The organism is Leisingera caerulea DSM 24564 (assembly GCF_000473325.1).
GTDB classification, from domain to species: Bacteria; Pseudomonadota; Alphaproteobacteria; order Rhodobacterales; family Rhodobacteraceae; genus Leisingera; species Leisingera caerulea.
The window spans coordinates 172,854-199,548 of the sequence record NZ_KI421513.1; the positions used below are offsets into that span (position 1 = coordinate 172,854).

27 protein-coding genes are annotated in these 26,695 nt (G+C 65.5%); 15 read left to right on the forward strand and 12 right to left on the reverse strand.

All coding sequences use genetic code 11. From position 1 onward, the window contains the following. Window positions 1-62 precede the first annotated feature (62 nt). Together CAER_RS0108005 and CAER_RS0108010 are read right to left on the reverse strand one after the other, a co-directional pair. Window positions 63-350, reverse strand: coding sequence for a co-chaperone GroES (locus CAER_RS0108005; RefSeq protein WP_027234856.1), 288 nt, complete (start codon window positions 348-350; stop codon window positions 63-65). Window positions 351-604: 254 nt separating this feature from the next. Continuing rightward, window positions 605-1,273 carry a DUF2161 domain-containing phosphodiesterase gene (locus CAER_RS0108010; RefSeq protein WP_027234857.1) on the reverse strand — a complete coding sequence of 223 codons (669 nt, stop codon included), beginning with the start codon at window positions 1,271-1,273 and terminating at the stop codon, window positions 605-607. A gap of 151 nt (window positions 1,274-1,424) precedes the next feature. Here CAER_RS0108010 and CAER_RS0108015 point away from each other — a divergent pair, with 151 nt between their 5' ends. The 3 genes from CAER_RS0108015 (at window position 1,425) to CAER_RS0108025 (ending at window position 4,463) form a co-directional block, all read left to right on the forward strand. After that, window positions 1,425-2,408, forward strand: coding sequence for a TraB/GumN family protein (locus tag CAER_RS0108015; protein WP_027234858.1), 984 nt, complete (start codon window positions 1,425-1,427; stop codon window positions 2,406-2,408). Between the two features lie 47 nt (window positions 2,409-2,455). Beyond that, window positions 2,456-3,436 carry a TraB/GumN family protein gene (locus tag CAER_RS0108020; RefSeq protein WP_027234859.1) on the forward strand — a complete coding sequence of 327 codons (981 nt, stop codon included), beginning with the start codon at window positions 2,456-2,458 and terminating at the stop codon, window positions 3,434-3,436. A gap of 106 nt (window positions 3,437-3,542) precedes the next feature. Beyond that, on the forward strand, window positions 3,543-4,463 hold the full coding sequence (locus CAER_RS0108025; RefSeq protein WP_027234860.1) for a manganese-dependent inorganic pyrophosphatase: 921 nt from the start codon (window positions 3,543-3,545) through the stop codon (window positions 4,461-4,463). A gap of 120 nt (window positions 4,464-4,583) precedes the next feature. Here the strand turns inward: CAER_RS0108025 and CAER_RS0108030 are convergent, their stop codons facing one another. Together CAER_RS0108030 and CAER_RS0108035 are read right to left on the reverse strand one after the other, a co-directional pair. Then, the gene (locus CAER_RS0108030; RefSeq protein ID WP_036797165.1) at window positions 4,584-5,069 is read right to left on the reverse strand and encodes a DUF995 domain-containing protein; all 486 of its coding nucleotides are present in this window, start codon (window positions 5,067-5,069) and stop codon (window positions 4,584-4,586) included. Between the two features lie 349 nt (window positions 5,070-5,418). Beyond that, window positions 5,419-7,332 (reverse strand): methyl-accepting chemotaxis protein, encoded by a 1,914-nt coding sequence (locus CAER_RS0108035; protein ID WP_027234862.1) that lies wholly within the window; start codon window positions 7,330-7,332, stop codon window positions 5,419-5,421. 193 nt (window positions 7,333-7,525) lie between these two features. On the opposite strand from CAER_RS0108035, the gene CAER_RS0108040 reads away from it, so the two are divergent. The 6 genes from CAER_RS0108040 (at window position 7,526) to CAER_RS0108065 (ending at window position 12,586) form a co-directional block, all read left to right on the forward strand. Further along, window positions 7,526-8,401, forward strand: a complete 876-nt coding sequence (locus CAER_RS0108040; protein ID WP_027234863.1) for a TIGR01459 family HAD-type hydrolase — start codon at window positions 7,526-7,528, stop codon at window positions 8,399-8,401. A 225-nt stretch (window positions 8,402-8,626) separates the two neighbouring features. Beyond that, window positions 8,627-9,070: a MaoC family dehydratase gene (locus tag CAER_RS0108045; protein WP_019298602.1), complete on the forward strand. Its 444-nt coding sequence runs from the start codon at window positions 8,627-8,629 to the stop codon at window positions 9,068-9,070. A 604-nt stretch (window positions 9,071-9,674) separates the two neighbouring features. After that, window positions 9,675-10,607, forward strand: coding sequence for a bifunctional riboflavin kinase/FAD synthetase (locus CAER_RS0108050; protein ID WP_027234864.1), 933 nt, complete (start codon window positions 9,675-9,677; stop codon window positions 10,605-10,607). Next, window positions 10,604-11,086 (forward strand): YcgN family cysteine cluster protein, encoded by a 483-nt coding sequence (locus CAER_RS0108055; RefSeq protein ID WP_036797167.1) that lies wholly within the window; start codon window positions 10,604-10,606, stop codon window positions 11,084-11,086. The genes CAER_RS0108050 and CAER_RS0108055 overlap by 4 nt, the downstream gene beginning before the upstream one ends. Window positions 11,087-11,249: 163 nt before the next feature. Further along, window positions 11,250-11,456 carry a hypothetical protein gene (locus tag CAER_RS0108060; protein WP_027234866.1) on the forward strand — a complete coding sequence of 69 codons (207 nt, stop codon included), beginning with the start codon at window positions 11,250-11,252 and terminating at the stop codon, window positions 11,454-11,456. A gap of 95 nt (window positions 11,457-11,551) precedes the next feature. Then, complete coding sequence (locus CAER_RS0108065) at window positions 11,552-12,586, forward strand: threonine aldolase family protein (protein WP_027234867.1); 1,035 nt, start codon at window positions 11,552-11,554, stop codon at window positions 12,584-12,586. Between the two features lie 18 nt (window positions 12,587-12,604). On the opposite strand, the gene CAER_RS0108070 is transcribed toward CAER_RS0108065, so the two are convergent. Further along, window positions 12,605-13,198 carry a 2-hydroxychromene-2-carboxylate isomerase gene (locus CAER_RS0108070; RefSeq protein ID WP_027234868.1) on the reverse strand — a complete coding sequence of 198 codons (594 nt, stop codon included), beginning with the start codon at window positions 13,196-13,198 and terminating at the stop codon, window positions 12,605-12,607. 191 nt (window positions 13,199-13,389) lie between these two features. Between CAER_RS0108070 and soxC the strand changes: the two genes are divergently transcribed. Both soxC and CAER_RS0108080 read left to right on the forward strand, forming a co-directional pair. After that, a complete protein-coding gene (gene soxC / locus CAER_RS0108075; protein ID WP_027234869.1) occupies window positions 13,390-14,673 on the forward strand; it encodes a sulfite dehydrogenase in 1,284 nt (427 codons plus the stop codon). Beyond that, complete coding sequence (locus CAER_RS0108080; RefSeq protein WP_027234870.1) at window positions 14,660-15,178, forward strand: c-type cytochrome; 519 nt, start codon at window positions 14,660-14,662, stop codon at window positions 15,176-15,178. The genes soxC and CAER_RS0108080 overlap by 14 nt, the downstream gene beginning before the upstream one ends. Window positions 15,179-15,191: 13 nt before the next feature. On the opposite strand, the gene CAER_RS0108085 is transcribed toward CAER_RS0108080, so the two are convergent. The 3 genes from CAER_RS0108085 to CAER_RS0108095 form a co-directional block, all read right to left on the reverse strand. After that, window positions 15,192-15,950 carry a nuclear transport factor 2 family protein gene (locus CAER_RS0108085; protein WP_027234871.1) on the reverse strand — a complete coding sequence of 253 codons (759 nt, stop codon included), beginning with the start codon at window positions 15,948-15,950 and terminating at the stop codon, window positions 15,192-15,194. Between the two features lie 68 nt (window positions 15,951-16,018). Continuing rightward, window positions 16,019-16,819, reverse strand: coding sequence for an alpha/beta fold hydrolase (locus CAER_RS0108090; protein WP_027234872.1), 801 nt, complete (start codon window positions 16,817-16,819; stop codon window positions 16,019-16,021). Further along, window positions 16,816-17,418: a 2-hydroxychromene-2-carboxylate isomerase gene (locus tag CAER_RS0108095; protein ID WP_027234873.1), complete on the reverse strand. Its 603-nt coding sequence runs from the start codon at window positions 17,416-17,418 to the stop codon at window positions 16,816-16,818. Before CAER_RS0108095 ends, CAER_RS0108090 begins: the two co-directional genes overlap by 4 nt. Before the next feature lie 107 nt (window positions 17,419-17,525). Between CAER_RS0108095 and CAER_RS0108100 the strand changes: the two genes are divergently transcribed. After that, the gene (locus CAER_RS0108100; protein ID WP_027234874.1) at window positions 17,526-18,548 is read left to right on the forward strand and encodes a ribose-phosphate pyrophosphokinase; all 1,023 of its coding nucleotides are present in this window, start codon (window positions 17,526-17,528) and stop codon (window positions 18,546-18,548) included. 55 nt (window positions 18,549-18,603) lie between these two features. Here the strand turns inward: CAER_RS0108100 and CAER_RS0108105 are convergent, their stop codons facing one another. Further along, the gene (locus tag CAER_RS0108105) at window positions 18,604-19,797 is read right to left on the reverse strand and encodes an MFS transporter (protein WP_027234875.1); all 1,194 of its coding nucleotides are present in this window, start codon (window positions 19,795-19,797) and stop codon (window positions 18,604-18,606) included. A gap of 69 nt (window positions 19,798-19,866) precedes the next feature. Here CAER_RS0108105 and CAER_RS0108110 point away from each other — a divergent pair, with 69 nt between their 5' ends. Continuing rightward, entirely contained in the window at window positions 19,867-20,268 is a 402-nt protein-coding gene (locus CAER_RS0108110; RefSeq protein ID WP_027234876.1) for a helix-turn-helix domain-containing protein, read from the forward strand. Here the strand turns inward: CAER_RS0108110 and CAER_RS0108115 are convergent. Beyond that, window positions 20,265-20,615, reverse strand: a complete 351-nt coding sequence (locus CAER_RS0108115) for an H-type lectin domain-containing protein (protein WP_027234877.1) — start codon at window positions 20,613-20,615, stop codon at window positions 20,265-20,267. The genes CAER_RS0108110 and CAER_RS0108115 overlap by 4 nt on opposite strands. A 321-nt stretch (window positions 20,616-20,936) precedes the next feature. Here CAER_RS0108115 and nhaC point away from each other — a divergent pair, with 321 nt between their 5' ends. Both nhaC and CAER_RS0108125 read left to right on the forward strand, forming a co-directional pair. Further along, on the forward strand, window positions 20,937-22,409 hold the full coding sequence (gene nhaC / locus CAER_RS0108120; RefSeq protein WP_027234878.1) for a Na+/H+ antiporter NhaC: 1,473 nt from the start codon (window positions 20,937-20,939) through the stop codon (window positions 22,407-22,409). A gap of 72 nt (window positions 22,410-22,481) precedes the next feature. Continuing rightward, window positions 22,482-23,504 (forward strand): GlxA family transcriptional regulator, encoded by a 1,023-nt coding sequence (locus CAER_RS0108125; RefSeq protein WP_027234879.1) that lies wholly within the window; start codon window positions 22,482-22,484, stop codon window positions 23,502-23,504. 13 nt (window positions 23,505-23,517) lie between these two features. Here the strand turns inward: CAER_RS0108125 and CAER_RS0108130 are convergent, their stop codons facing one another. After that, window positions 23,518-24,735, reverse strand: coding sequence for a PAS domain-containing protein (locus tag CAER_RS0108130; protein ID WP_027234880.1), 1,218 nt, complete (start codon window positions 24,733-24,735; stop codon window positions 23,518-23,520). A gap of 108 nt (window positions 24,736-24,843) precedes the next feature. Further along, window positions 24,844-26,448, reverse strand: coding sequence for a class I SAM-dependent methyltransferase (locus CAER_RS0108135; RefSeq protein WP_027234881.1), 1,605 nt, complete (start codon window positions 26,446-26,448; stop codon window positions 24,844-24,846). Window positions 26,449-26,695 lie beyond the last annotated feature (247 nt).

Sequence of the window (26,695 nt, forward strand, 5' to 3'; positions counted from 1 at the left end):
TTCACTCTCCTAGAGTAATCTGTAATTGTCAGCGAGGGATGGGATCAGAGAAGCCGGACGGCTTACTCGATGATGCCCATGATGTCGCTTTCCTTCATCATCAGCAGCTCTTCGCCGTCGACGGAGACCTCGGTGCCCGACCACTTGCCGAACAGGATCTTGTCGCCAGCCGAAACGGCCATCGCGATCAGCTCGCCGCTGTCCTTGCGTGCGCCTTCGCCAGTTGCGACGACGACGCCTTCGCTCGGCTTTTCTTTTGCGGAATCGGGGATGATCAGGCCGCCCGCGGTTTTTTCTTCGCTTTCGGTGCGGCGCACCAGCACGCGGTCATGAAGCGGTTTCAATGCCATCTTTGCAGCTCCTTAAAAAGGCTCAAAGGTTGTTATCTGTTGGACCTCCGCCTCCCCGGCGGGGCCGTTATCACTCACACGGGGCGAGTGCTAACGAGGGGAAGCTAGGCATCGCACCGGACTGAGTCAACAGCTTTGCACAAGAAAATTCAAAGCCCGCTGGCCGCGGCAGGGAACCGGCCCTTAAGGTGCCTGCAAGATGCTGATTTTGAACACTTAACCAGCCTCCCGGCGCAGTCCGCAACCGGCAGGGGCTACGCCTCCCAGCTCTCTGCCCAATGCACCAGGCCGTCGCGGCCCGCGCCGGTCAGCTGGTAGACACCGGTCGCCACCCGCTCGAACCAGCCATAGTGATTGCTGGCCATCAGCCGGGTGGCGCGCGCCACGCCGGTGGCCTTGGCCACCTCCGCCCCCTTGCTGGGGCCTGCCTCGGCCAGATGCGCCGCACAGGCCAGCGCGTCCTGGCGGTAGGCGGTGACAATGCCGTGCCGGGTGGCGCCGCCTGCATTCGGGTCGCCGCGCAACGCCTGAAACTCGCGCAAGAGCCGCGCCTGCTTCTTCTTCGACTTGCGCGGGGCATAGGGGCCGGGATCGCACTGCACCTCTGTGCGGCCGTCCTCCAGCACCGTGATCAGCCCCAGCCCCAGCCGCCGGCACATCGCCAGATTGTCTTTCAGCATCCGCCGCGCCTGCCGCCCCTTGGGCCGCGGCACCGCGATATAAACGTGATCCGTGACTGCCAGCCGGGCCACCGCCTGGTGGAACAGCGACAGCGAAAACTTCAGCTTCAGCTCGACGATCACCGGCGGCTCGGCACCGCGGACAGCCACCACATCGGCAGCCCCCACCTCGCCCTTCACGGCATAGCCCTGCCCCTCCAGCAGCGCCTTGACCGGCGGGTACAGCTGATCTTCGCGTTCCATGCCGCCATGACTGGCATCAAGCGCCGCCGAAGGCAATCCGCCGCGCGGTTTTACGGTCCGGACGGCAGGTTTTGCATTGCCGCCCCCCCTGCCCCGCCCTAGGGTCATACACTCAGTCCACAGTACCGGACCTCCGGGGAAAGGGCGCTTGATGAAACGGATTGCACTTGCCTTGGCCCTGGTCCTGCAGGCCTCTGCCGGACTGGCCGCCTGCCGCGGCATCGACTACCGCGACCACCTGCCGCCCGCCACCGAAGCGCGGCTGGAGCGCGAGATGGCCGCCACCCCGTTTTCCCGCGGCAATCATTGGGTTGCGACCAAGGGCAGCCGCACCATCCATGTGATCGGCACCATGCACGGCGGCGATTCCCGCATGGCCCGGGTGATGCGCAACCTGCGCCCGGCGCTAGCCTCGGCCCAGGCGATCTATCTGGAGACTTTGCAGCCCGGAATGGAGACGCCGGACACCATGCCCGCGTCCCTCGCCAGCAGTTTCCTGCTGCCGCAAGGGCAGGAGCTGCGGCACCTGCTGGGCAAGGAGGCCTGGCAGCATTTCGAGCTGACCGCGCGGGTCTCCGGCGCCAATCTGGACACCATGAACCGGATGCAGCCCTGGGCGGTGTCGATGTTTCTGGTGCAAAGCGGCTGCCGCCCCTATGGCTTTGGCCTGAAACGCGGGCTGGACGACCGGATCGCCGGTTTCGCCAGCCGCAAGCGGATTCCGGTGGGCGCGCTGGAAACCCCGGCGCAGGCGCTGACGGCGATTGCCAGCCTGCCCCTGCGCGACCAGGCCCGGATGCTGGAGCTGGAACTGGAGCTGGTGCGCTCCTCCAAGCCCGAGGATGCCACCCCGGTCGAAGCTTATTTCGACCAAAGCGTCTGGTCCGCCTTCGTGCTCGCGCCGTGGATCAGCGCCCAGTACAGCAGCTTTTCCGGCGCCGAGACCGCGCGGCTGTGGCGCCAGTACAATGACCGCCTGCTGGACCAGCGCAACAAACGCTGGATGAAGGTGATCCTGGCCGCCCGGCAGCAGCGGATCGTGGTTGCCGTCGGCGCGGCGCATCTGCCCGGCAGGAACGGCGTCTTGAACCTGCTGCACCGCCAGGGGTTCAGCCTCACCCGCGCGGCGTGGTAGACCCGGCGTATCGCGCTTTCCTTCTCCCGGTTCAGGACCTGTCTGTCATGCGGCTTTTCTTCACCATCGTCTTTCTGCTGCTGCCCGCCGCGCTGTGGGCGGGCTGCACCGGCACCGACCTGCGCACCACTCTTCCGGCCGACGATACGGCCCGCCTCCAGGCGCGGGCCGCAGCCGCGCCCTTTGCCGAAGGCAATCACTGGATCGCCCGCCGCGGCACCCGCACCGTGCATGTGATCGGCACCATGCATATCAATGACCCGCGGATGGACCCGGTCACCGCCCGGCTGGCCCCGATCGTCCGCGAGGCCGGTCTGCTGCTGATGGAGGCCAGCCCCGCCGACAAGGCCGCGTTCGAACAGAAGCTGGGCCGCACCCCGTCGCTGATGCTGATCACCGAAGGGCCGACGCTGATCGACCGCCTGCCGCCGGAGGAGTGGGACAGCCTGGCCGCCAAGGCCCGCGCGCACGGGGTCGCCCCCTGGATGGCCGCCAAAATGCGGCCCTGGTTCCTGGCCCTGTCGATGGCGGTGCCGCCCTGCGTGCTGCGGCAGCCGGACTTCAAGAACGGCCTCGACCTGCGCTTGGCTGCCGCGGCGGAACAGGCCGGCGTGCCCATCCGCTCGCTCGAAGACCCGATGGCCGTGATCCGGATGCTGGACGGCGACCCGCTGGAAGAGCAGGTCCGCCAGCTGCGCGCCTTTACCGCCCTGCTGGGCGGCGGCCAGGACGATTTCTTCACCATGGCAGAGGCGTATTTCGACCAGCAGGTGCTGCACGCCCTGCACCTGAGCGAGCAGGAGTTTCTGCACAGCGATGCCCTGACCCGGGAAGAGCGCGAAGAGCTGTGGAGCGACGCGATGCAAGAGCTGCTGGACCAGCGCAATCAGTCCTGGATCCCGGTGATCGAGGCGGCAGAAGCAGACACCATCGTGGTGGCCGCAGGCGCGCTGCACCTGCCGGGCGGGAACGGCGTGCTGAACCTGCTGCAGCAGCAGGGCTACAGCCTGGAGCGCGCCCCGTTCTGAACACAACGCCGCATTGCAGCAGCTGCGGGGTGACAAGCCTGTCCGCCGCCCCTATAAGGCGCGCAAATCTCCCCTTTTTGGACTCATGAGTGAACAGGACAGTCACATGACCATTCAAGTTTTCGGCCATAAATCCCCCGACACCGATTCCACCGGCTCCCCCATTGTCTGGGCCTGGTACCTGAACGAGGTGAAGGGCGTCGCCGCCGAGCCCAAGCTGCTGGGCGAGCCGAACACCGAAGCGGCCTTTATGCTGCAGCGCTGGGGCCTGGAGAAGCCTGCGATCATCGAGGATGTGGCCGATGATGCGGCTGTCGTGATCGTCGACACCAACAACCCGGCAGAGCTGCCCGCCAACATCAACGGCGCCGATGTGCAGGCGATCATCGACCACCACAAGCTGGTCGGCGGCCTGGAAACCAAAGGCCCCATCGACATCACCATCCGCCCGCTGGCCTGCACCGCCACCATCATGCATGACCTGATGGGCGACGATGCCGCCAAGATGCCCGAGGCCGTCAAGGGCGCGGCGCTGACCTGCATCCTGTCCGACACCCTGGAATTCCGCTCCCCGACCACCACCGCGCATGACAAGGCCGTGGCCGAGAAGCTGGCCGCCGATCTGGGCATCAGCATCTCCGACTATGCTGCCGAGATGTTTGCCGCCAAATCCGACGTCTCCTCCTTCTCCGATGCGGAGCTGCTGCGCATGGACTCCAAGGAGTATGAGGTCGACGGCACCAAGTTCCGCGTCTCCGTGCTGGAAACCACCGCGCCGGCCGTGGTGCTGGACGGCAAGGCGTCGCTGATGGACACCATGACCACTGTCGCGGCCGAGGACGGCGTCGATCAGGTGCTGCTGTTCGTGGTCGACATCCTGAACGAGGAAGCCACCCTGCTGGTGCCCAACGACCTGGTCAAAACCGTGGCCGCCAAGTCCTTTGGCGCCGAAGCCGCTGGCGACACCGTGGTGCTGCCGGGCATCATGTCCCGCAAAAAGCAGATCATTCCGAACCTGAAAGTCTGATCCGCCTCAGGTTTGTGAAACGCCAAAGGCGCCCCGCGGGGCGCCTTTTCTTTTACGGGTTCTTTTACGGGGCACGAATTGTCCGGCGCAGGGCGCCGGCCTTGCAGCAAGGCGGCGGGGTTACAGCCCCAGATCCTGGCTGATCTTGCGGAACAGGCGCTGCTGGGTGTTGCCGTTGACCTGCTTGCCGCGCTGGTGCCGGTACCAGTCGCCCTTCTCGTTCAGATAACGCTCCCACACCGTGCCGTCCGGAGCCGTGACGAACTGCCAGCAGCTCTTGTGCGGATATGCTTTGACCGCGCCGCCTTCGGCCTTGTGCCAGTTAGCCTCGTGGCACAGTTTGCTCCTGCTGGTCACATACCACTTGCCGATGCCGACCGCGTCCTTGGTTTTATTGATCCCCTGAAAACGGCCGTCCGGCGCCCAATAGGCGTGGCCGCCGCTGTTCCAGTTCGAGGTCTTGCCCGCGTAAAGCTGCTGGATCACCTCAGGGGGTGTCGCCTTGGCCCCCTTGGGCTTGCCGCCGGCCAGAACCGTTGTTGCCGGCAGGGCCGCCAGAACGGATGCAACTGCCGCCAGTTTGAGGCTGCGTTTGATGGCTGTCATTGTGAAATCCCCCTTCCCCGGGACGGGCCGCGCCGGCACGCGAAGAGAGGCCTCTGGCAGGCGCTGCCAGCTTCGGCCGGCACCCCCCCCGGCGTACCTGATGCCCCTGAATGCCAGGGGCCGCCGTTACTCGTTACACACTTGCGCCTGCCAGACACGGCACCTCGGCCGAAAGGCCGGGCCGCCAAAGCAGCGTGCAAGAATCCCGGCCATGCGCCAACCTATCGAAATGGATAGGATTCAGGGGGCGACCGCTGCCGTGCGGCCCGGCCTTCCGGCCACTGTTTCAGGCCGCTGAACGCAGGCAAGGCCGGCTTGGGCGCCGGCCCGCACACGGCCCTGACAGAGCTCAGGCAGATCTGGGCAGCTGGGCGTCATCCTCCGGCCAGGCCTCGCTGCCGTCATTGAAGTCTTCCCAGCGGGTGTCATCGAGCGGCCCGCCATGCGCTGTCGGCACGGGCCGGGGCGGCTCTGCGGGAGCTGCGGCGTGGTCGTCCCAGGCCTCTGCAGCGGGCACCTGCACCGGCGCCGCACCCTGCCCCTCGCGCAGGACAAACTGCCCGACCAGCTGGTTCAGCCCCACGGTCTCGGCATTCATCGACCGGATGGCAGAGCCGGATTGCTCCACCATGGAGGCATTCTGCTGGGTCACCGAGTCCAGCTGGGAAACACCGATGTTGATCTCGTTCAGCCCCTGCGCCTGTTCAGCGGATTCGCTGGAGATGCCTGAGACCAGCTCGGCAATGTTGCTGACCTGGCTGACCACCGTGGACAGCGCCTTGCCCGCACCGTCCACCTTGTGCACCCCGTCCTCCACATGGGCGGAGCTGGCGCTGATCAGGGTCTTGATTTCACTGGCCGCCTGTGAGGAGCGCTGCGCCAGCGCCCGCACTTCGGAGGCGACAACCGCAAAGCCGCGCCCGACCTCGCCCGCGCGGGCCGCTTCCACCCCGGCGTTGAGCGCCAGCAGGTTGGTCTGGAAGGCGATGTCGTCGATCACACCGATGATCTGCGAGATTTGCTGGGAGGAGGACTCGATCGCGTTCATCGCGGTCACTGCGCCTTGCACCACCTCGCCGCTGTGTTCCACATCCCGGCGGGCGGAGTTCACCACTTCCTGCACTTCCTGGGCGTTGCGCGCCGAGGAGTTGACGCTGGCGGTCATCTGTTCCAGTGCCGCGGCGGTCTGCTCCAGGGTGGCTGCCTGGCTTTCGGTGCGCGACGACAGGTCCTCCGACGCGGATTGGATTTCACCCGACTGCCGCTGAATGCGGGCGCCGGCCTGGACCACTTCGGACATCAGCTCATTCAGCTTGTCGACGGTCTCATTGTAGTGCACCCGCAGCGCGTCGTAGTCGCCGGTGAACTGTTCGGCGATCCGGTCGCTCAGGTCGCCGTTGGACAGGCGCTGAAGACCGCTGCGCAGCCGTTCGATCACCTGCTCGCTTTCCTCGCGCAGCGCGTTCTGCTCATCCAGGGCGGAGATCACCCGGGCCGAAACCGCGTCGATGTCCTTGGCGATTTCGCCGAAATCATCGGCGCGCATCCGGTCGGCCACCTTGAGTCCCAGATCGCCTTCGGCCACCTCCCGCAGCGCCGCTCTGAGCCGCCCGATCGGGCGGACGATGTTCAGCGTCACTTTGCGGGCATTGTGCACAATCACCGCCAGCGCAGCCGCTGCAAAGCCAAGCATCAGATACAGCAGCTGGGTGTCATGAGCGCGCGCAGTTTCCGCAGTCTGTTCGACAAACGCCTTGATTTTCTTGCCCAGCGGCTCCAGCAGGCTGTCCATCGCCGCGTATTCCGCCTGCAGACCCGGCAGCGCCGCCTGAGCGGCTGCCGCATCCGTAAAGGCCAGTTTCGCAACCTTCTCTGCCGCCTCAATAAATGCCTCAGAAGCAGGGCCAAGCTCTGCCACCCGCTGGCGGATTTCATCAGTCATATCAACGTTCTGCAAGGCGGCCACGGCATCGCGCAGAGCCTGGCTGTCGCTGGCAATCCTGGCATTCAGCCCCGCCTTCTTGGCCTCCTTCCCGCCAGGCCCGACCACCAGCGCGTAGACCGCAGAGGCCTCAATCGCGTCATGCATCTTGTCGGCCATCAGCTCATGCCGGATGACATTTGTCGCGTTGATCTGCCGCTCCAGCTCCAGCTCGCTCTGCCAGAGGCTGTAGACCGCCGCGGCCGAGAGTATGACAACGGAAACGATCGAAACCGCGCCTGAAAAAATCAGCCGGGTTTTCATGGGAAGAGTTCGGAACATAACTAACACACCTTAGAGCTGTTTTCAGCGCTGACCTTTTCCGCTTAGATTTAAGTAATCCTGAAGCCGGATAAGCGCCGGCAGGATTTTTGCGGTTTTTTTTTGGTACAGCGCACACCGCTGCCGCACTGGCCTTCGCCAAGTGCCTCTGCCATAGGTGAGACAACAAGACATTTGCGTGAGAGATGCCGACATGACCCAGATCATTTCCTCCCTTTCCGAGGTCTCCAGCCGTTACAAGGCGCTGTTTGTCGACCTGTGGGGCTGCGTGCACAACGGGATCACCGCCTTTCCCGATGCAGTGGCCGCGCTGCAGGCGTACCGGGCGCAGGGCGGTGTTGTGGTGCTGGTCACCAATTCGCCGAAACCGCGCGCGGGCGTGGCGGCGCAGCTGGGGCAGTTCAACGTGCCGGAGGACGCCTATGACACCATCGCCACCAGCGGCGATTCCGCGCGGGCGGCGATGTTCACCGGGGCGGTCGGCAACAAGGTCTATTTTATGGGCGAGTGGGAGCGCGACGCGGGCTTTTTCGAGCCGCTGCATGTGATCCACGACCCGGTGGAGATCACCCGTGTGCCGCTGAAGGAGGCCGAGGGCATTGTCTGCTGCGGCCCGTTCGACCCGCATGCGGATCCGGCGGTGAACCGGCCCGATTTCCTCTATGCCAAGCAGATGGGCATGAAGCTGCTGTGCGCCAACCCCGATATCGTCGTGGACCGCGGCGAGACACGGGAGTGGTGCGCGGGCGCGCTGGCGCGGCTCTATACCGAAATGGGCGGCGAGAGCCTGTATTTCGGCAAGCCGCACCCTCCGATCTATGATCTGGCCCGCCGCCGCCTGACAGAGCTGGGGCATGACGTTCAGGATGCAGAGATCCTGGCCATCGGCGACGGCCCGCACACCGATATTGCCGGCGCCATGGGCGAAGGCATCGATTCCCTGTTCATCACCGGCGGCCTTGCAGCCAGAGAGACAAAAACATCGGTCCAGCCGGATCCCGAAGCGCTGGAAGCCTATTTGCAGAAAGAGCAGTCCGGCCCGGCCTATGCCATTGGTTTTCTGCGGTAAAACTGCCTGTCCCGCGGCTGCGCGCGGGCGTGTCATGTGACTGCCCAAACGAACCCTGCCCCCACCGGGCGGGGTTTTCTTTTGTCAGAAACCTCTTGATTTTCTGCAACTGCAAAGTAATAAAGTTGCGCAAGCGGCCATTCCGGCGCGCAAAAGTTACAACGCCAAAACGGTCACGCCATGCGATCAGGACATATGATCAGGGCCGGGCGAACGGAGGATGAGATGTTGGACAACATGCCGCGCGGAACCATCTGCATCGAAGACATCGAGATGGGCATGGTGCGCTATCTGCGCAAAGTGATCACCGATGAGGACATCGAGAAGTTCGCCCAGGTCTCGACCGACCGCAACCCGGTGCATCTGGATGACGATTACGCCCAGGACACCATTTTCGAGGGCCGCATCGCGCATGGGATGCTGACCGCCGGGCTGATCTCGGCCGTCATTGGCGAGCAGCTGCCGGGCCATGGCACCATCTACATGAGCCAGTCGCTGAAGTTCCTGGCGCCGGTGCGCCCGGGCGACCTGGTGCTGGCGGAGGTCGAGGTGACCGACATCGTGATCGACAAGCGCCGGGTCAAGCTGGACTGCCGCTGCATCGTCGACGGCAAGAAGGTGCTGGTGGGCGAGGCCATGGTGATGGCGCCGTCGCGCAAGTTCGACTGAATTTACTGTACGCAGCAGGTTCAGCCGCCGGGGGCCTTTGCCCTTGGCGGTTTTGTTTTGCTGGTCTGTTTCGTTCGTTCCGTTCGGTTCTGCGCTGAAGCCCAATTAAGGGGGCGGCGCCGCCGGGTGGAGGTGGACAGACCCCGCCGGGGGCCTGCTCGGACAGGATTTCCTGAACGACCCCCTTTTTATCAGGGCCGGTCTCCGGGTGTTGCGCAGGCAGCCCATAGATGCCTGGGCCTCGTATCATGGTTCCCGCGCGCGGGAACCATGGCGGGGGATCGCGATCAGGAGGCAGTTTGGCATTTACACGTGAGAATTGCGTGAAGGGGGCGTACGGTGGGGGCGCAACGCCCCGGTGAGGGTGGGCCATCCCGCCCGGAATCAAGGCGCGCAGCGCCGCCGGGCGAGCGCCTGCCCGCCCCACCGGGCTGGCGCTTTGGCAAGTGCAGTAGTCCCATGATGAGTTGTACGGACGTTGCAGGGATAAACTGCCATGCATAGCCGTTGCAGCGCCACCCCGCGGGCATGCGCTCGTCCTGCTCCCGCCCTCCCCCGCCACTGGCCGCTTGAACCGCCGCGCGGCTACGGGTACGGATGCGCCATGCGTATCGTCAGAGATTTTGAATTCGTTGAAGTGCAGGACCGGGGCGCCACCGTTGCCATCGGCAACTTCGACGGCGTGCATCTGGGTCATCAGTCGGTGATCAAGCTGGCCCGCAAGGCGGCGCCGGATGCGCCCTTGGGCGTGATGACGTTTGAGCCGCACCCGCGGGAGTATTTTGCGCCGGATGCGCCGCCGTTCCGGCTGATGCGCGCCGAGACCCGTGCCCACCGGCTGGAAAAGCTGGGGGTGGAGCGGCTGTATGAGCTGAACTTCAACACTGCGCTGTCGAGCCTGACCCCGGAGGAGTTTGCCCGCGACGTGATCTTTGAAGGGCTGGGGCTGGCGCATGTTGTGGTGGGCGCCGATTTCTGTTTCGGCAAGGGGCGTGCGGGCAATGCCGAAGACCTGCAGCGGTTTGGCAAACAGTACGGGTTTGGCGTGACGATTGCGCCCCTGATGGAATATTCCGAACACGCGGTGTCCTCCACCGCGATCCGCAATGCGCTGAGCGAGGGCCGGCCTGCCGATGCCAAGGAGATGCTGGGCCACTGGCACCGGATCGAAGGCGTGGTGATCGGCGGCGAGCAGCGCGGGCGGGAGCTGGGCTTCCCCACGGCAAACATGTCGATTGACGGGCTGCATCAGCCGCGGTTCGGGGTCTATGCGGTGCTGGTCGATGTGCTGGAGGGGCCGCATAAGGGCAGTTACCACGGCGCGGCCTCGATCGGGGTGCGGCCGATGTTCGGCGGCGTGGTGCCGAATATCGAGACCTATCTGTTCGATTTCTCCGGCGACCTTTATGGCGCGACTCTGTCGGTGGGGCTGGTGGAATTCCTGCGGCCTGAGCTGAAGTTCGACGGGCTGGACGCGCTGACCGCCCAGATGGATGCGGATTGCGCCCAAGCGCGCGAAATCCTGGCGGCGCTATGAGACGGCGCAAGGATGTGATCGACCGCTCCGGCCTGGGCACGCGCTTCTGGGAAAAGAAGCCGCTGGCGAAGCTCAGCCAGAAGGAATGGGAAGCGCTGTGCGACGGCTGCGGCAAATGCTGCCTGAACAAGCTGGAGGATGAGGACAGCGGCGAGGTGGCGCTGACCCGGGTGGCCTGCCGCCTGCTGGACGACAGCAGCTGCCGCTGCGCGCAATATCCGATCCGGCATCAGTTCGTGCCGGAATGCATCGTGCTGAAACCGGACAACCTGGACACCCATGCCTATTGGATGCCGGAGACCTGCGCCTACCGGCTGTTGTGGCAGGGCAAGCCGCTGCCGGAGTGGCATCCGCTGCTGACCGGCACGCCGGAAAGCGTGCATGAAGCCGGCGTTTCGGTGCGCGGCTGGACGGTGTCGGAGTTCGAGATCGCCGAAGAAGAGTGGGAAGACCACATCATCGAGGAGCCGCTGGGCTGAGCAGCCGCCGCCGGGCGGTCGGGTCGCATCAAATTTGACGCGCATCCAGCACAACCACTGGTTGCAAATCTCCGTGTTCAAGCCGAAACTGCTGCCAGCCGGTTGCGGCTGCCGCCTGTCTGGGCGGCGGCCGTAAAACCGGGCAATAAGGAGGCAGCAGAAAATGCCGTTTGAGCATGGCACCTATTTCACCGCCGCGGATGAGCGCAAGACCAGGGCCTTTCTGGCCGGTCTGGGGCTGAGCCCGCGGCAGGAAACTCAGATCCGCGCCTGGCACCGGTCCCGGCTGAGCGCGCAGCTGTCGCTGTGGTCCTCGGTCGCGGCGGCGGCCGGGATTGCGCTGGGGTATTTCCTTGCAGGGGTGTTCTGACGTTCCGGCGGCGCGGCCATTGCCGGCTTGGCAGCGGCGCGGGGCTGGAATAGGTCTGGATGCGGACAGCCGCAACAGAGCAAGGACCCCGCCCGATGCATTTCGCCTCCGACAATTCCGGCCCGGTGCCGCAGCAGATCCTTGACGCCCTGTCCGCAGCCAACCGGGGCTATGCCATGGGCTATGGGGCGGATGCGGAAATGGCCGAGGTGACGGCGCGGATCCGGGAGATCTTTGAGGCGCCGGAGGCGGCGGTCTATCTGGTCGCGACCGGCACGGCGGCCAATGTGCTGGCGCTGTCGACCCTGGCGCAGCCGTGGCAGACGGTGTTCTGCACCAAGCCTGCCCATATCAACATGGACGAATGCAACGCCCCGGAATTCTACAGCGGCGGCGCCAAGCTGACGCTGGTGACGGAAGCGGACAAGATGACCTCTGAAGGGCTGCGCGCCGCCATCGAGGGTGAGGAGACCCGCGGCGTGCACGGGCCGCAGCGGGGGCCGGTGTCGCTGACGCAGGTGACGGAGTTCGGCACCGTCTACAGCCTGGCGGAGCTGCAATCGGTCTGCGCCGCGGCCAAGGAATACGGGCTGCCGGTGCATATGGACGGCGCGCGGTTCACTAATGCGCTGGTGTCTCTGGGCTGCACGCCTGCCGAGATGACCTGGAAGGCGGGTGTGGATGCGGTGTCGTTCGGCGGCACCAAGAACGGCTGCCTGGGGGTGGAGGCGGTGATCTTCTTTGACCCGAAACACGCGCAGGAGTTTGAGTACCGCCGCAAGCGCGGCGCGCATCTTTTCTCCAAGCACCGGTATCTGTCGGCGCAGATGCTGGCCTATCTGAACGATGATCTGTGGCTGAAGAACGCCCGCGCGGCCAATGCCAAGGCGGCGCTGCTGGCCGAGGGGCTGGAAGCGGCGGGGGCGCATTTCACCCATCCGGCGCAGGCCAACATGATCTTTGCCGCCCTGCCCCGCGGCAGGCATCAGGCGCTGTTTGCCGCCGGTGCCATCTATCACCTGTGGGACGGGCTGCTGCAGGGGCCGGAGAATGAGCTGGTCACCGCGCGGTTCGTCTGCGACTGGTCGGTGCCGGACGAGGACATCCGGGCGTTCCTGTCGCTGCTTTGATCCCGGGCCCGGCGGCGGCTACTGGCGGTCCTGCGCCCAGAGCAGCGCATCCTCCAGCCGGTCGTCGCCCCAGAATATCTCCTGGCCCACGGCAAAGCTGGGGGCGCCGAAGATGCCCAGGGCCATTGCCTCCTGCGTGGCATCAGCCAGCATTTTGACGGTCGTTTCCGACTGCGCCTCTTCCAGCACACGGGCCGGATCCTGGCCAGCGGCCTCCAGGCTGGCGGAGAGGTTCGGGTCCTCCCCCGCGGGCTGGCCCGCCTCGAACCAGCAGCGGTAGGCGGCCTGGGTATATGCCTCGCCCCAGCCTTCTGCCGCGCCCAGCGCCGCGACCTGATTGGCGAGCACCAGTTCCGGCAGCGGATAGGGTGCGGGCAGCCGCACATGGAAGCCGTAGCGCTGCGCCCGGCGTTCGACGTCGCGCCACATATAGGCGGTCTTTTCCGGCTTGTCCTTGAACGGGATATTGTTTTGCACCGTCATCACGTGGCGCACGTTGAAGGGGCGCCAGCGGACCGGCACACCCGCCTGCGCCGCCGCATCCGCGATCCGCATCACGGTCAAGTAAGTGTAGGTGCTGCCGATCGAATACCAGAAATCCAGTCCGGGCATGGAAGCCTCCTGTCTGTCGTGACCTGCGGTAGAGTTTAGGGTTGGCCGGCAATTCTTCCACCTGCGCGCTCTGCGCTCCCCCTGCTGCTGCGGCCTGTTTTATGATAGGATTACGGTAGCAGCGGGTGGCAAAACCCGCGTCCTGGGGCCCTGTGCGAGCAGCATTTGCCAGCGAGGGAGGGGACATTCAAATGACACGATCCGACATTGACGGCGCGGCGCTGGAGTATGCCGCGGGCGGCGGGTTGCTGAGCCGCCGGATGCTGCTGGCCTCGGCCGCGGCGGGGACCGCTGCGGGGCTGGCGCTGCCAAAGGCGGCGCGGGCGGAGGCGAAGATACCGGAGTGGAGCAAGACCGCAGGCGCGCGGGCGCGCGGGTATGGGATGCCTGCTGCCGCTGAATCCGCGGTGCAGCGCGCCATCATCGAGCCGTGGCAGGATGTGGCGCCGGCCTTCAGCCTGTCGGGCACGCCGCACCACCGCCTGCGCGGCACCATCACCCCCAGCGGGCTGCATTTCGAGGTGCATCACGGCGGCCGTCCGGACATTGACCCGGCCCGCCACCGGCTGATGCTTCACGGGCTGGTGGAGCGCCCCTTGCATTTCAGCCTGGAGGCGCTGGAGCGCTATCCGATGGTCACTGCCACCCATTTCCTGGAATGCGCCGGCAACAGCCTGTTCAACGCAGTGATGCCGGAGCCGATGCAGGCAGGCTGCGACATGCTGCACGGTCTGCTGTCGAACACCGAATGGACCGGCATCCCTATGGCCGTGCTGATGGAGGAAGCCGGGGTCAGGCCCGAGGGCAAATGGGTGGTCGCCGCGGGCGCCGACGGGCCGAGCCTGGCGCGTTCGATCCCGATGGAGAAGCTGATGAGCGACGGGATGCTGGCACTTTACCAGAACGGCGAGCGGCTCCGGCCCGAGCAGGGCTATCCGATGCGGCTGCTGCTGCCCGGGTTCGAGGGCAACATGAACATCAAGTGGCTGACCAGCCTGTGGGTGACGGAGGCGCCGGTGCATACCAAGGATGAATCGGGGGAATACACCGAGATCCTGGCCGATGGCTCCTCAGTCCAGTTCACCTTTGCGATGGGGGTGAAGTCGTTCATCACCCATCCGTCTTCGACCATGACAATGAGCGGGCCAGGGTTTTACGAGATTTCCGGGCTGGCCTGGACCGGCGCGGGCAAGGTGGCCAAGGTCGAGGTTTCTGCCGATGGCGGTCAGAGCTGGGCCGAGGCGGCGCTGGCCGGGCCGGTGCGGCCGCAGGCGCTGACGCGGTTCAGCCTGCCCTGGCACTGGGACGGATCGCCGCTGGTGCTGATGAGCCGCGCAACCGACGAGACCGGCGCGGTGCAGCCTGCGCGCGCCGACTGGAAGGCGCGCTATCATGCGTCGAACTTCCTGCATTACAACGCCATCCAGCCCTGGCAGATCACGGCAGAAGGAGCGGTTCAGAATGTCTATCTTTAAACTCACTGCCGCCGCCCTGCTGCTGACAGCCGCCGCCGCCCGCGCCGAAGGCCCCGGGCTGGGGCAGCCCTTGGATGCGGCAGAAATTCCGTTCTATGCCACCTACGTGAAGCCCGATGGCACCGGCCTGCCCGCGGGCAGCGGCACTGCGGCAGAAGGGGCGGAGATCTATGCCGCGAAATGCGCCAGCTGCCACGGCAAGACCGGCAGCGAAGGGCCGGTGATGCCGCCGGTTGGCCCCAATGATGTCTGGGCCAAGCCCGCGGGCCGCTACTGGCCCTATGCCACCACGCTGTTTGACTACATCCGCCGGGCGATGCCGCTGGAGGCGCCGAAGTCGCTGAGCGATGACGAGGCCTATGCGCTGGCGGCCTATATCCTGGAGCGCAACGGGGTGATTGAGGCGGAGACCGCGATGACGGCAGAAACCCTGCCTGCGGTGAAAATGCCGAATCACGGCAATTTCCTGGATGTCTGGGCCAAGCAGGGGGCGAAACCCTGGTGAGGGCGGGCGGGCGTTAGAACTTGCCGTTGTCGTTCTTCCATGCGCTGCGCGGCGGGATGGCCTCAACAGTGTCCCAATGTTCCGCGATCCTGCCGTCAGCGATACGGTAGAGGTCGTAGAAACTGGTGTGCGTGCCGTTCAGCTGCCCCTCGCTGGCGCAGAGGACAAAGTTGCCCTCTGCCAGCACCCGGTGGAGATGCTGGTAGCGGATGGCGGGCGTGCCGTTCTCCGTGGCCTGCAGCGCAGACCGCAAGGCGGGCAGTCCGTCCGTCAGGTCCGGGCTGTGCTGGATGAGGTCCGCGCGGACATAGTCCGGCAGCAGGTCCAGCTGCCGCCCGATCAGCACCTGCTCCGTGAAGCGCCGCGCGAGGGCGCGGTTATCTTCGGTCTGGTCCAGGTCGGTGATTGCCGTGGCGCCGTCCTGCATCCCCCGCCCTGAGGGGTTGGGCCCGCGCAAGGCTTGGATGTTGTCCCAGTGCTCCACCGCCTGGCCGTCTTCAAACCGGAACACCTCAAACGCCGCGCGCAGGGAGGCGAAGTCGTACTCGATATGGGCAAAGGCGAAATCTCCATCCTCGAACACCCGTTTGAAATGCACCTTGGGGGAGGTTTTGGCGAGGCGGGCAAACAGCTCTGCCAGCCCCTCGCTGCCCTCATGGGTTTGCGGGTTGTGCTGGATGTACTTCGCCTCGTTGACCACGGCGGCGGCGGCGGGATCGCCGGTCTCCAGCCCCTTGAGGAGCGTTTGCAAGAGATCCTTTTTCGATGCCATCGGTGCCTCCTTCGCCATGCGGTGCGTGCTGCCCTATCCTGCCCTGCCTGCCGCGGCGGCGCAAAGGGTCAGGCCGGCTGCCAGAACCCGCGCAAGAGGTCGGCGGTTTCCTTCGGATGCGTTACCGGCAGCATGTGGCCTGCGCCGGGCACCGAGACGGCGCGGGCATCCGACAGCCGGCGGGTGAGGCCCCGGGCAATCTCTGCCATCACCGGCGGGCTGTCCGATCCGGTGACCAGCAATGCAGGCATTGTGACGGGATCCAAGGCCCCCGGCGCCAGGGTGGCGTTTTCATCCAGGTAAAGCGTGCCGTAGCTGGATGGGATCACCGGCATCGCCCGCATCATCGCGTCGCGCAGCTGCTGTGGCAGGTCGGGCCATTTCAGCTCTCCCGGTCCCCACAGGCGGTTGAAGAGCCGGGTCGTCAGCTCCAGATCGCCCGCTTCCCAGGCGGCGTCGATGGGCCGGCTGTCGGCCTCCACCGCGGCCAGCACGTCCGGGGCGTCTGCCCGGGCCACGGCAAACAGCACCGGCTCAATCAGGGTTAGGCTGCGCACCAGATGCGGGCGCGCCATTGCCATGCGCAGGGCAACGGTGGCGCCGAAGGAATGGCCAACGAGGTCCACCGGCTCTGTCAGCAGCGCCAGCCCGGCCTCCGCGTTCAGCAGCTGGTAATTGCCCTGCCCGTCCCAGTCCGGGCTGCGGCCGTGGCTCAGCATGTCGAAGGCGGTGAGGGTGATGTCCTCCGCCATCACCTCTGCCAGGCCGCGCCAGGCGCCGGAATGGGCCAGCGAGCAATGCACCGCCAGCACCTGCCGCGGGCCCTGCCCGAAGCTGCGCGAAAAGATACCGTCCAGCTGATCCGTCACGCCGCTGCCTCCGCCAGATGGGCGTCCAGATCCCCAAGCCGGTCCTGGCCCCAGAACCGGGCGCCGTCCGCCGTCACCCAGAACGGCGCGCCGAACACGCCGGCAGTGACCGCATCCTCGAGGTTTTGCGCATAGGTCTCCGCGCCGGCCAGGAGCCCGCTGTCCGCCAGCGCGGGGTCGAAGCCGGCGCCCGCGAGGCAGGCGCGGATCACCGCGTCATCCGCGATGTCCTTCTCCTCCGCCCAGCAGGCGCGCAGGATGGAATGGACCAGCTGGCCCATATCGCCGCCGCCTGCGTTTTGCGCCGCGATGATGGCATAGGAGGACGGCGCTGCGTTGGCCGGCCAATGCGCAGGTTTCAGATTGATGGGCAGGCCCAGCTTGTCCGCCTGCCGCTGCAGTTCGATCAGCCGGTATTCCTGCCGCGCCGGATGCCGTTCTGCCGGGGGTGTGCCGCCGGTGCGGGCAAACAGCGCCAGGATGTCGAGCGGCTTGCAGGTCACTTCGGCGCCGTGGCGGGCCGCAATCTGCCACGGGCGGGTCCCGGCGAGATAGGAAAATGGCGAAAGAGTGGAAAAGTAGAAATCAATTGATGCCATAGGTTGTATCTCCCGCTTAGAACTTTGCGCGACGGTAAGTGCATGATAAGCGGGGTTCAATATCACGAATCTGACACATTGCCATTGCTGCCTGGGGATAACAGCCAATGCCGACCTTGAACGAACCCAAGCTGATTGCTGGGAACGCCAACCTTCCTCTTGCCCAAGCCATTGCCCGCCGGATGAGCCTGCACCGCGGTGTTGACCAGGGGCTGGTGGACGCCCGCGTCGAGCGGTTCAATGACGGCGAGATCTTCGTCGAAGTCTATGAGAACGTCCGCGGCGAGGACATGTTCATCATCCAGCCGACCTCGAACCCGGCCAATGACAACCTGATGGAGCTGCTGATCATCGCGGACGCGCTGCGCCGGTCTTCGGCCCAGCGGATCACTGCGGTAATCCCCTATTTCGGCTATGCCCGCCAGGACCGCCGCACCAAGGCGCGCACGCCGATCTCGGCCAAGCTGGTCGCCAACATGCTGACCGGCGCAGGCGTTGAGCGGGTGCTGACCATGGACCTGCACGCCGCCCAGATCCAGGGGTTCTTCGACATTCCGGTGGACAACCTTTATGCCAGCCCGATCTTTGCGCTGGACGTCAAAGACCAGTTCAAGGACCGCATGTCCGAGATCATGGTGGTGTCCCCCGACGTCGGCGGCGTGGCCCGGGCCCGCGAGCTGGCCAAGCGCATCAACGCGCCGCTGTCCATCGTCGACAAGCGCCGCGAGAAGCCGGGTGAAGTGGCGGAGATGACCGTGATCGGCGACGTGAAGGACAAGATCTGCCTGATCGTCGACGACATGTGCGACACCGCCGGCACGCTGTGCAAGGCTGCCCAGGTGCTCTTGGACAACGGCGCCAAGGAAGTGCACGCCTATATCACCCACGGCGTGATGAGCGGCCCGGCGGTGGAGCGGGTGTCCAACTCGGTGATGAAATCGCTGGTGCTGACCGACTCGATCCAGCCCACCGAGGAAGTGAAAGCCGCGCCGAATATCCGCATTGTGCCGACCGCGCCGCTGTTCACCCAGGCGATCCTGAACATCTGGCACGGCACCTCTGTGTCGTCGCTTTTCGAGGACAAGACGCTGGTGCCGATCTACGAGAACCTCTACTCGAACGGCGGCTGAGGCGGCTGTTTTCCGGAAGTTGCAAAGCCCCGCCACTGTGCGGGGCTTTTTCGTTTCAGGCGGCGGCGCGGCGGCGGGCGGTGCGCAGGGCCGCGGCCAGCGCGGCGGCCGCCATCAGCGCCAGCAGCGCCGCAGCAGCACCGAATGCCCCGCCGTATCCCCACTGTGTGATGGTGGGCGTGCTGGCAAAGGGCGACAGGAACTGGCCGCAGAACACCGAGGCGGTGAGGATGGCCCCCGCCGTGCCGCGCCGCCTGGCTGGGGCCAGGGCCAGGGCAATCGCCACAAAGCCCGGGGACACCGTGGCGTATCCGATGCCAACGGCCATCGCTCCGGCCAGGGACAGCGCAGGGCTGCCCTCTTGCGCCAGCACCGCAAAGCCAATTGCCAGCGCGCTGTAGCCGGCGGCAAACACGGCAGCATGGGGCAGCGCGCCTTTGAACCGGGCATAGAGCAGCGCGGTGAGGCCGCCGCAGAGCGACAGCAGGCCCAGCCCGGCCCCGGTCATCAGCGCGCTGTTCAGCCCTTGCGCGGCGAAGAAGAAGGGCAGCTGGGTCGGCATCATGAAGAACAGGCCGTTGGTCAGCATTTGCAGGGCCGAGACGGCAATGACCAGCACCAGCCAGGCGGGGTGGCCCGGTGCCTCTGCCTGCCCTGCCCCGCTGCCGCTGCGCCGGGGTTCGGGGGCATGGCGCCAGACGGTGTACAGGCACAGGACGGCGAGCCCGTAGATCAGGAACGGCAGCCGCGGCGACAGGGTGGCGGCCAGACCGGCCAGGCCGATGAACACCAGCCCGCCGAAATTGCGGGCGGAGATCTGCAGGCCGGTCAGCGCCTGGCGCCGGGCGCCGCTGAAGTAGTCGCCGATCAGCGCGGTCTGCGCCGTCATGATCAGCGCCACCGCAATGCCGAGGCCGAAGCGGCTGGCCAGCATCAGCTGCAGGCCCGGCAGGTAATACCCCGCCGTGCCGCACAGGATGAACAGCCAGATCCCCGCCAGCAGCACGCCGCGGCGCCCGGCCCGGTCGGTCAGCCAGCCCGCCAGCGGCGCGGTCAGCATCACCCCCAGCGAGGGCGCGGTGACCAGCAGGCGCACCAGAAAGCCCGCATCGGGCACATCCGCAAATTCCTGCTCCAGCCCGGCCAGCGCCGGGCTGATGGTGGCGTTCGCCATCACCGTGAGGCTGGCTGCCATCAGCAGCGCGATGGCCCTGGGCTGCAGCCAAACCGCAGTGTCGTGCGTATTCATCGTGGATTTTCCTTGTTCAAACTGTTCGAGGCTGGCAGCCTGCCAATTCAAGCCAGCTTGAGGTCAAGGATGAAACTTCTGGATATTGGCGAGGTCGCGGAGCGCTCCGGCGCCGCGGCGTCCGCCTTGCGGTATTATGAGGAGATCGGGCTGATCAGCTCAGCCGGGCGCAAGGGGCTGCGGCGGCAGTTCGGGCCGGAAACGCTGCTGCAGCTGTCGCTGATCACGCTGGGCAAGGCGGCGGGATTTTCGCTGCAGGAGATTGCGGGCATGCTTGGCAAGGACGGCCGGCCGGATCTGCCGCGGGACCAGCTGCATGCCCGCGCGGATGCGCTGGAGGCGCAGATCCGCGAGCTGTCCGCGCTGAAGGACGCGCTGCGCCACATGGCGGAGTGCCCGGCGCCCAGCCACCTGGAGTGCCCGAAGTTTCAGAAGCTTTTGCAGGCCGGGAGCCTTACGGCCAAGGTTTAATCGACGTCCCAGTCATCGGCGTGGGGCAGCTCGCCGATTGCCATCCAGGCGGCGCGCAGCCGGGCGGCGCGGCTGTCGGCCCAGGTGCGGAAGACGACCTCAAACCCCTCGCAGGTGATGTTTTCCGCCACCAGCTCTGCCCGGATGGCTGCGGAGGTGTCCATATCCCACAGCGATACCGACACCTGCACCGCGGGCGGGCGGGCAAAAGCCGCGGAAAACTGCACCGCCCGGCGACGCTCGCGCGGGCCGGAGCCGGTCCACATTTCGCCGCCGTCCTCGAAATCCGAGAACACCCCGACATCGCCCTGATCGACCCCCGTGCGGGGGTTGCGCAGTCTTTTCATTCCGTTTCCCAAGCGCTTAGCCCGACGTTCAGTTTACGCCATACCGCAGGAATTGCCAGCAATCAGCAGGAATGACACTGCGGCGGCTGCGATTGCGCGGGGCTGTTGCGCATCCAGCCGCCCGCTCTCCCAGCAGGTATCAGGGTGTTTTCGGGGAGAATTCCCCTCTCACGCCAAACTCTCCCCCTTAGGGGAATTCCGCCCCTTTTGTCGCAAAACACGACCATTCCGGCGCGCTGGCAGCGAGTCCGGGGCGGCGTTGTCTGGTGTGTATCCGCATCCGCCTCGCACAGGCGATCTGACTCAAGGGAGGAGAAACCCGTGTCATCAAATGATCCGACTATCACCAAACCCGGCCTCGGGATGGCGCTGCTGCCCATCGTGCTGACGCTGGCCGTTCTGGGCGTCCAGCTGTTCTATTTCGGGGACTTCACCCCGCATATCCCGCTGGCCATCGGCATTGCCATTACCGCCTTGGTGGGGCTGAAGCTGGGCCACAAGTGGGACAATATCGAAGAAGGCGTGTTCCACGTCATCAACATCTCGCTGCCGTCGGTCTCGATCCTGATCACCGTCGGCATGATCGTCGGCATCTGGATTGCGAGCGGCACGGTGCCGACGCTGATCTATTATGGCCTCAAGATCCTGTCACCGGAGCTGTTCCTGGCCGCGGGCATGGTGCTGTGCTCGATCGTGTCGGTGTCGCTGGGCACCTCCTGGGGCACTGTGGGCACCGTCGGCCTGGCGCTGATGGGGATCGGCGCGGGGTTTGGCATTCCGATGTACTGGACCGCGGGCGCCGTGGTTTCCGGCGCCTTCTTTGGCGACAAGATCTCGCCCCTGTCGGACACCACCAACCTGGCGCCCGCGGTCACCGGCACCAACCTGTTCGACCACATCCGCAACATGCTGCCGACCACCGTGCCGTCGATGCTGATTGCGCTGGTGATCTACCTGATTGTGGGCTTCACCCTGATCGACACCTCCCAAGTGTCGTTCGAGCGGATCGACGCCATCACGGCGGCGCTGGACGAGGCTTTCTGGATTTCGCCGCTGATGCTGCTGCCGGCGCTGCTGGTCATTTTCCTGGCCGTGAAAAAGCAGCCGCCGATTCCGTCGCTGTTTGCCGGGGCTGTTGTCGGCGGCATCATGGCGATGGCGTTCCAGGGCGCGGGGCTGCATGAGACCTTCACCTTTGCCAACAGCGGCTATTCCATCGACACCGGCGTGGCGGAGATCGACCCGCTGCTGAACCGCGGCGGCATCCAGTCGATGATGTGGACCATTTCGCTGGTGCTTCTGGCGCTGGGGTTCGGCGGCGCGCTGGAGCGCACCGGATGTTTGCAGGCGATCATCGAGGTGATTATCGCGCGGGTAAAAAGCTTTGCCGGCATCCAGACCTCGGCGATCCTGACGTCTGTGGCGACCAACACCGTGGCGGGCGATCCGTACCTGTCCATCGCCCTGCCCGGCCGAATGTATGCGCCGGTTTACCGCGGCATGAAGTACTCGCCGCTGAACCTTTCGCGCGCCATTGAGGAAGGCGGCACGCTGGTGTCGCCGCTGATCCCCTGGAACGCGGGCGGTGCCTTTGTGATCTCGGCGCTGGCGCTGGGGATTGCCGACGGCAACTTTGAGAACCTGCTGTACATCCCGCTGGCCTTTGCCTGCTGGCTGTCGCCGCTCATTGGCATCTTCTATGCGATGACCGGGCTGTTCTCGCCCAAAGCCAGCGAAGAGGAGATCACCGCCTGGGAAGACAGCGGTGAGCCGGTGGCCGAGCTGACCGCCTGACCGCGCCGCGCGCCGGAGCCTCCCCTCCGGCGCGCATTTCAAAGTGAACACCCCATCTGTTAGGTTAATGATATGACGCTCCGCAGCTTTGTCCCGAAGGGTGCGGCCAGTTTCCGGGTTGATTACGACGGGCCGCCCAAAGACATCTACTTTCTGCTTCTGCCGAAGCTGACCATGCTGGCGTTCAGCGCCGCGGTGGAACCCTTGCGGATCGCCAACCAGGTCACTGGCAAGGAGCTGTACCGCTGGTTCCTGATCAGCGAGGACGGCGCGCCGGTGCCCTGCTCCAATGGTATTGAAATCAACACCGGCCTGGCGCTGGAGGACCTGCCCCGCGGCAGCTTTGCCTTTGTCTGCTCCGGCATTGAACCGTCGGACAGCACCAGTCCCAGGACGCTTGCCTGGATCCGGCGGCAGAATGCGCATGGCAGCCGGTTTGGCGGCATCTGCACCGGTGCCTTTGCCCTGGCCCAGGCTGGCATCCTGCAGGATCAGCGCTTTACCCTGCATTGGGAGAACCAGCCCTCGTTCTCTGAGTACTTTCCGGGGCTGGAGCCGACCGCGAACCTGTATGAGATCGACAACGGGCTGATGACCTGCGGCGGCGGCAATGCGGCCACCGACATGATGCTGGAAATGATCGAGACCGACCACGGAAAGGATCTGGCGGTGATCGTGTCGGACATGTGCATCCACTTCCGCTCCAACAACCGGGAGGCGCTGCAGAAGTCGGCCTATTCCGTGGCGCTCAGCAGCCGCAACCAGCATCTGATCAACGCGATGCAGTTCATGCATGACACCATCGAGGAGCCGGTGGAGATCGGCGTGGTGGCGGAGCATGCGCAGATCTCGCGCCGGCAGCTGGAGCGGCTGTTCCAGCGCTATGCCGGCACTTCGCCGGTGCAGTTCTATATCGAGCTGCGGGTGGGCCGGGCGCTGGCGTTGCTGAATGAGACCAATATGACGGTGGCAGAGATTTCTGCCGCCACCGGGTTCAGCAGCGCCACCCAGCTGTCGATCCGCTTCAAAAAGCGCTACGGCCAGTCGCCCGCGTCCTTCCGCAAGAGCTGGGCAGAGAAAGCGGCCAGGGAGTAATCCCGGCGGCGGGCTATTTCTCCTCGCAGGCGAGCGCCGCGCTGAGCTCCGAGATCTTCTCAAGCCGGGCTGAGATCCGGTCCTGGAACTGGCCCAGCTCGTCGATGATCGAGTTCAGCGATTCCCCCACGTGGCCCAGCCGCGCGCATTCGATTTTGCACAGCACCCGGGTGGTGGTCAGCGCCATGAAGTGCCGGTGCAGGGTCAGGCAGGCCTTTTGAATGCGGCCGGCCTCGAACCGGACGTCCTGCAGGCTGGCCCGGGCCTTGGTGAACTGGGTTTGCGTCAGCTCCGACAGGATGGCCTGCTCGCGGGCGATGTCGGTGGCGGCACTGCCGTCTTCCTGATCCAGCTGATGGCCGCATTCGGTAAGAATGCGCGCCAGGCCTTCGACAAAGATCGCTGCCGTCACGGTGCCCCTGATGGCCCGGAAATTGCTGTTCTTGCCCCAGACATGGGCCTCGAACCAGCTCGACATCTCGCGCGACATGGAACTGTAGTTCTGGGACAGAACGGTGACCGGCCCGCCCGCGGGTTCGATCCGCGAGGCGATCACCCGCAGGTTATGGGGGATGGTGCGCATGGATTCGAACTCCTGCACCAGCGCCTCAGTCTCCTGCACCAGCTGTTCGGCGGTGGAGAACATGGCGCGGCGTTCCGCCAGCCGCGCCTCTGCCGGGCGCTGCAGCCCGGCGTCGCGTGCCAGCAGCTCCTCCGCCAGGGCGTGGCCCGCGAAATCGCTGTAAGTGGCAAAGCCAAGCTCCCGCAGGCGGTCCAGCAGCCGCGCGGCGCTGTCCTCGGGGCTCAGCCCTTCGGCCTGTTCCGCCTGGCGCAGCCGGCTGTATTCCTTTTCAACTGTCCGCAGCAGCGGGCTGGTCGGCTTGATCCGCGCCGACAGGTAACCGCCGTCGCAGGGGGTGACGATGGCGAAGACCCAGTAGAAGCTGCCGTCGCTGGCGCGGTTCTTGACATAGGCGCCAACGGTGCCGCCGCCCTTGATCGTGTCCCACAGCAGCTGGAACACCGCGCGGGGCATGTCCGGATGGCGGATGATCTTGTGCGGCGCGCCCAGCAGCTCTTCCAGCGGGTATTTGGCGACCCGGCTGAACACCGCGTTGCCGGCCCGGATGACGCCGCGGTCATCGGTCCGCGAAAAGAACACTTCGTCCAAGGCAAAATGAGCCTCTTTGCCCGTGGTCTGAGCAGTCAGCGTGCGGTCTTCAAAGGACACGTTTCAGTTCCTGTCAGTGATTGTTTTATGCTGGTTTATGTCTACCGGGCAGTGCTTTTCAAATTGCTAATGAGGCACGCGCCGCTCAGATTTTCCGGCAGCGCCGGATCAGGCAGCGGCGCCCTGTGGCTGCGCCCCGCCGGTGCTCCGCAGCGCGGCGCTGCTGTCCTGCAGCGTCACGCCCAGGCTGTCCAGCAGCGGCAGGCGGCGGGCGGCGAAATTGCCGGCCCGGGCGCGCAGCAGGGCAAGGTTCTCTTCCTCGGTTTCCAGCACCCGCCCCTCATGCTGCAGGCGCTGGCCCTGCGGCGCCAGGATACGCCAGGCCAGACCGGCCCAGTCCGCCGGGGTTTCCAGCCCCTCGCCGCGGGCCATCAGGAACAGCTGCTCAAGCCGGTCAAGCTCCACCCCCCCGCCGGTGACAGGCGAGGCAAGAAAGCGCAGCGCCTCGCTGTCCTCAGCCCGCTTGCAAACGGCCAGGTTGAAGGCGCGGCAGGCGGCAGCGCGTTTGTCCAGCCCCTTGGGCGGCAGGCAGGGGGTGATGCTGCCGGTGCCTGCCAGCGCTGTCAGCATCAAGGTGATGCTGCCCCAGTCCATGGTTCCGAACACGCCCTGATCCAGCAGGCTGCGCACCGTTCCGGGGCCTTCGGCCAGCGCCTTCAGCACCGGCCCGTACTGCGCCTGCTCCAGCAGCAGGTCCTTGCCGCGGTGATGAAACTTGAGCGCGCCGCCGCTGTAGGAGCGGGTCAGCGCAAACGGCGTTGCAAACCAGGCGCCGATTTCACCGCGCGGGGTATGGGCCAGCTTGCCCTTCACAAAGATATCGGTGCGGAAATGCTCGTTGATCAGCACGTCCCGCAGGCCCTCGCGGCGGTCCGGGTCCGGCTCAGCCTCCAGCAGCGCCTGCTGCTGCGGCGTGAAGCGGATGCTGTCGATATTGTCGAGCGGATGCGCCGAACCGGCAAAGTTCAGCTTGGCGCCCGCCAGTTCAGCGGCCAGATCCTCGAAGTGGAACGGCGTCCAGTCCTTGTTGAAATATTCATGCGCGAGATAGTTGGCGGGCATCGCCTCCATGTGCTTGAGCCGCTTGGCAGCGGCGGGGTTGCTGGCAAAGAAGCCTGCACCGGCCGCGCTCAGCTGGCGGGCGAAGTCCATGGCATCTTGGATCCGTTTGGTCAGCGGGCCGCTGCCCTGCTCTGCCCGGCCGGCCAGCAGGCGGCGCAGCGGCATCGCGGCGGCCCAGCCCGGCTGCGCGTTGCTGCTGACATAGACCAGTCCGCCCGGCCGCAGCCGCTCAGAGATGAAGCGGAGGATATGCTGGCGGTTTTCGGCGGAGATCCAGCTGTAGACGCCGTGCAGCGCGATGATGTCAAAGCTGTCCGGCAGGTCCGGCGCCTGGCCGAAATCCTCGAAGCTGCGTTCGTGGAAATGGACGTTCTCCAGCCCGGCCTCCTGCGCCAGTTCGCGGGCGCCGGCGATATGAGCCGGGCTGAAGTCCATGGCGTGAAAGGAAATATGCGGGTTCGCGGCCGCCAGCAGGTTGGCCGAGAAGCCCTGGCCGCAGCCCAGCTCGCAATAGCTGAGCCTGTCCTGGCCGAGCCCGTGCCTGTGGCCCTGGCGCATGGCGGCGAATTCCAGCAGGGCTGGCGTCAGCTGGCTGTGGAAATCATAGGTGTAGTCGATGCCGGCGACATATCCGGAAGTCCAATCGGTCACGGGGAATCCTGCTGGTTGGGTAAACGTCATGCAGGGCAATTTCGGAAAATTTGGTGAGAATTGGGTTAAGAGCGGAAGAATTAGCGTGGTGAGCAAGAGAAAGCGTGGAGAAGGGAACAAGCGCCTTTTGACGCTGCCGTTACACCCCGCACTTCAACGCGAGCCAAGGTCTGGTTTGGTGCAGGTTTCTCAGACGCCATGCGAGGCTTTTGAGTGACGCGGGGCGTTGCTTGGCGTCGGAGAAGCG

What these genes read in the sequence shown, in the direction of transcription:
- CAER_RS0108005 (WP_027234856.1), bottom strand. Translation starts at nt 350, where the DNA reads ATGGCATTGAAACCGCTTCATGACCGCGTGCTGGTGCGCCGCACCGAA.
- CAER_RS0108010 (WP_027234857.1), bottom strand. Translation starts at nt 1,273, where the DNA reads ATGGAACGCGAAGATCAGCTGTACCCGCCGGTCAAGGCGCTGCTGGAG.
- CAER_RS0108015 (WP_027234858.1), top strand. Translation starts at nt 1,425, where the DNA reads ATGAAACGGATTGCACTTGCCTTGGCCCTGGTCCTGCAGGCCTCTGCC.
- CAER_RS0108020 (WP_027234859.1), top strand. Translation starts at nt 2,456, where the DNA reads ATGCGGCTTTTCTTCACCATCGTCTTTCTGCTGCTGCCCGCCGCGCTG.
- CAER_RS0108025 (WP_027234860.1), top strand. Translation starts at nt 3,543, where the DNA reads ATGACCATTCAAGTTTTCGGCCATAAATCCCCCGACACCGATTCCACC.
- CAER_RS0108030 (WP_036797165.1), bottom strand. Translation starts at nt 5,069, where the DNA reads ATGACAGCCATCAAACGCAGCCTCAAACTGGCGGCAGTTGCATCCGTT.
- CAER_RS0108035 (WP_027234862.1), bottom strand. Translation starts at nt 7,332, where the DNA reads ATGTTCCGAACTCTTCCCATGAAAACCCGGCTGATTTTTTCAGGCGCG.
- CAER_RS0108040 (WP_027234863.1), top strand. Translation starts at nt 7,526, where the DNA reads ATGACCCAGATCATTTCCTCCCTTTCCGAGGTCTCCAGCCGTTACAAG.
- CAER_RS0108045 (WP_019298602.1), top strand. Translation starts at nt 8,627, where the DNA reads ATGTTGGACAACATGCCGCGCGGAACCATCTGCATCGAAGACATCGAG.
- CAER_RS0108050 (WP_027234864.1), top strand. Translation starts at nt 9,675, where the DNA reads ATGCGTATCGTCAGAGATTTTGAATTCGTTGAAGTGCAGGACCGGGGC.
- CAER_RS0108055 (WP_036797167.1), top strand. Translation starts at nt 10,604, where the DNA reads ATGAGACGGCGCAAGGATGTGATCGACCGCTCCGGCCTGGGCACGCGC.
- CAER_RS0108060 (WP_027234866.1), top strand. Translation starts at nt 11,250, where the DNA reads ATGCCGTTTGAGCATGGCACCTATTTCACCGCCGCGGATGAGCGCAAG.
- CAER_RS0108065 (WP_027234867.1), top strand. Translation starts at nt 11,552, where the DNA reads ATGCATTTCGCCTCCGACAATTCCGGCCCGGTGCCGCAGCAGATCCTT.
- CAER_RS0108070 (WP_027234868.1), bottom strand. Translation starts at nt 13,198, where the DNA reads ATGCCCGGACTGGATTTCTGGTATTCGATCGGCAGCACCTACACTTAC.
- soxC (WP_027234869.1), top strand. Translation starts at nt 13,390, where the DNA reads ATGACACGATCCGACATTGACGGCGCGGCGCTGGAGTATGCCGCGGGC.
- CAER_RS0108080 (WP_027234870.1), top strand. Translation starts at nt 14,660, where the DNA reads ATGTCTATCTTTAAACTCACTGCCGCCGCCCTGCTGCTGACAGCCGCC.
- CAER_RS0108085 (WP_027234871.1), bottom strand. Translation starts at nt 15,950, where the DNA reads ATGGCATCGAAAAAGGATCTCTTGCAAACGCTCCTCAAGGGGCTGGAG.
- CAER_RS0108095 (WP_027234873.1), bottom strand. Translation starts at nt 17,418, where the DNA reads ATGGCATCAATTGATTTCTACTTTTCCACTCTTTCGCCATTTTCCTAT.
- CAER_RS0108100 (WP_027234874.1), top strand. Translation starts at nt 17,526, where the DNA reads ATGCCGACCTTGAACGAACCCAAGCTGATTGCTGGGAACGCCAACCTT.
- CAER_RS0108105 (WP_027234875.1), bottom strand. Translation starts at nt 19,797, where the DNA reads ATGAATACGCACGACACTGCGGTTTGGCTGCAGCCCAGGGCCATCGCG.
- CAER_RS0108110 (WP_027234876.1), top strand. Translation starts at nt 19,867, where the DNA reads ATGAAACTTCTGGATATTGGCGAGGTCGCGGAGCGCTCCGGCGCCGCG.
- CAER_RS0108115 (WP_027234877.1), bottom strand. Translation starts at nt 20,615, where the DNA reads ATGAAAAGACTGCGCAACCCCCGCACGGGGGTCGATCAGGGCGATGTC.
- CAER_RS0108125 (WP_027234879.1), top strand. Translation starts at nt 22,482, where the DNA reads ATGACGCTCCGCAGCTTTGTCCCGAAGGGTGCGGCCAGTTTCCGGGTT.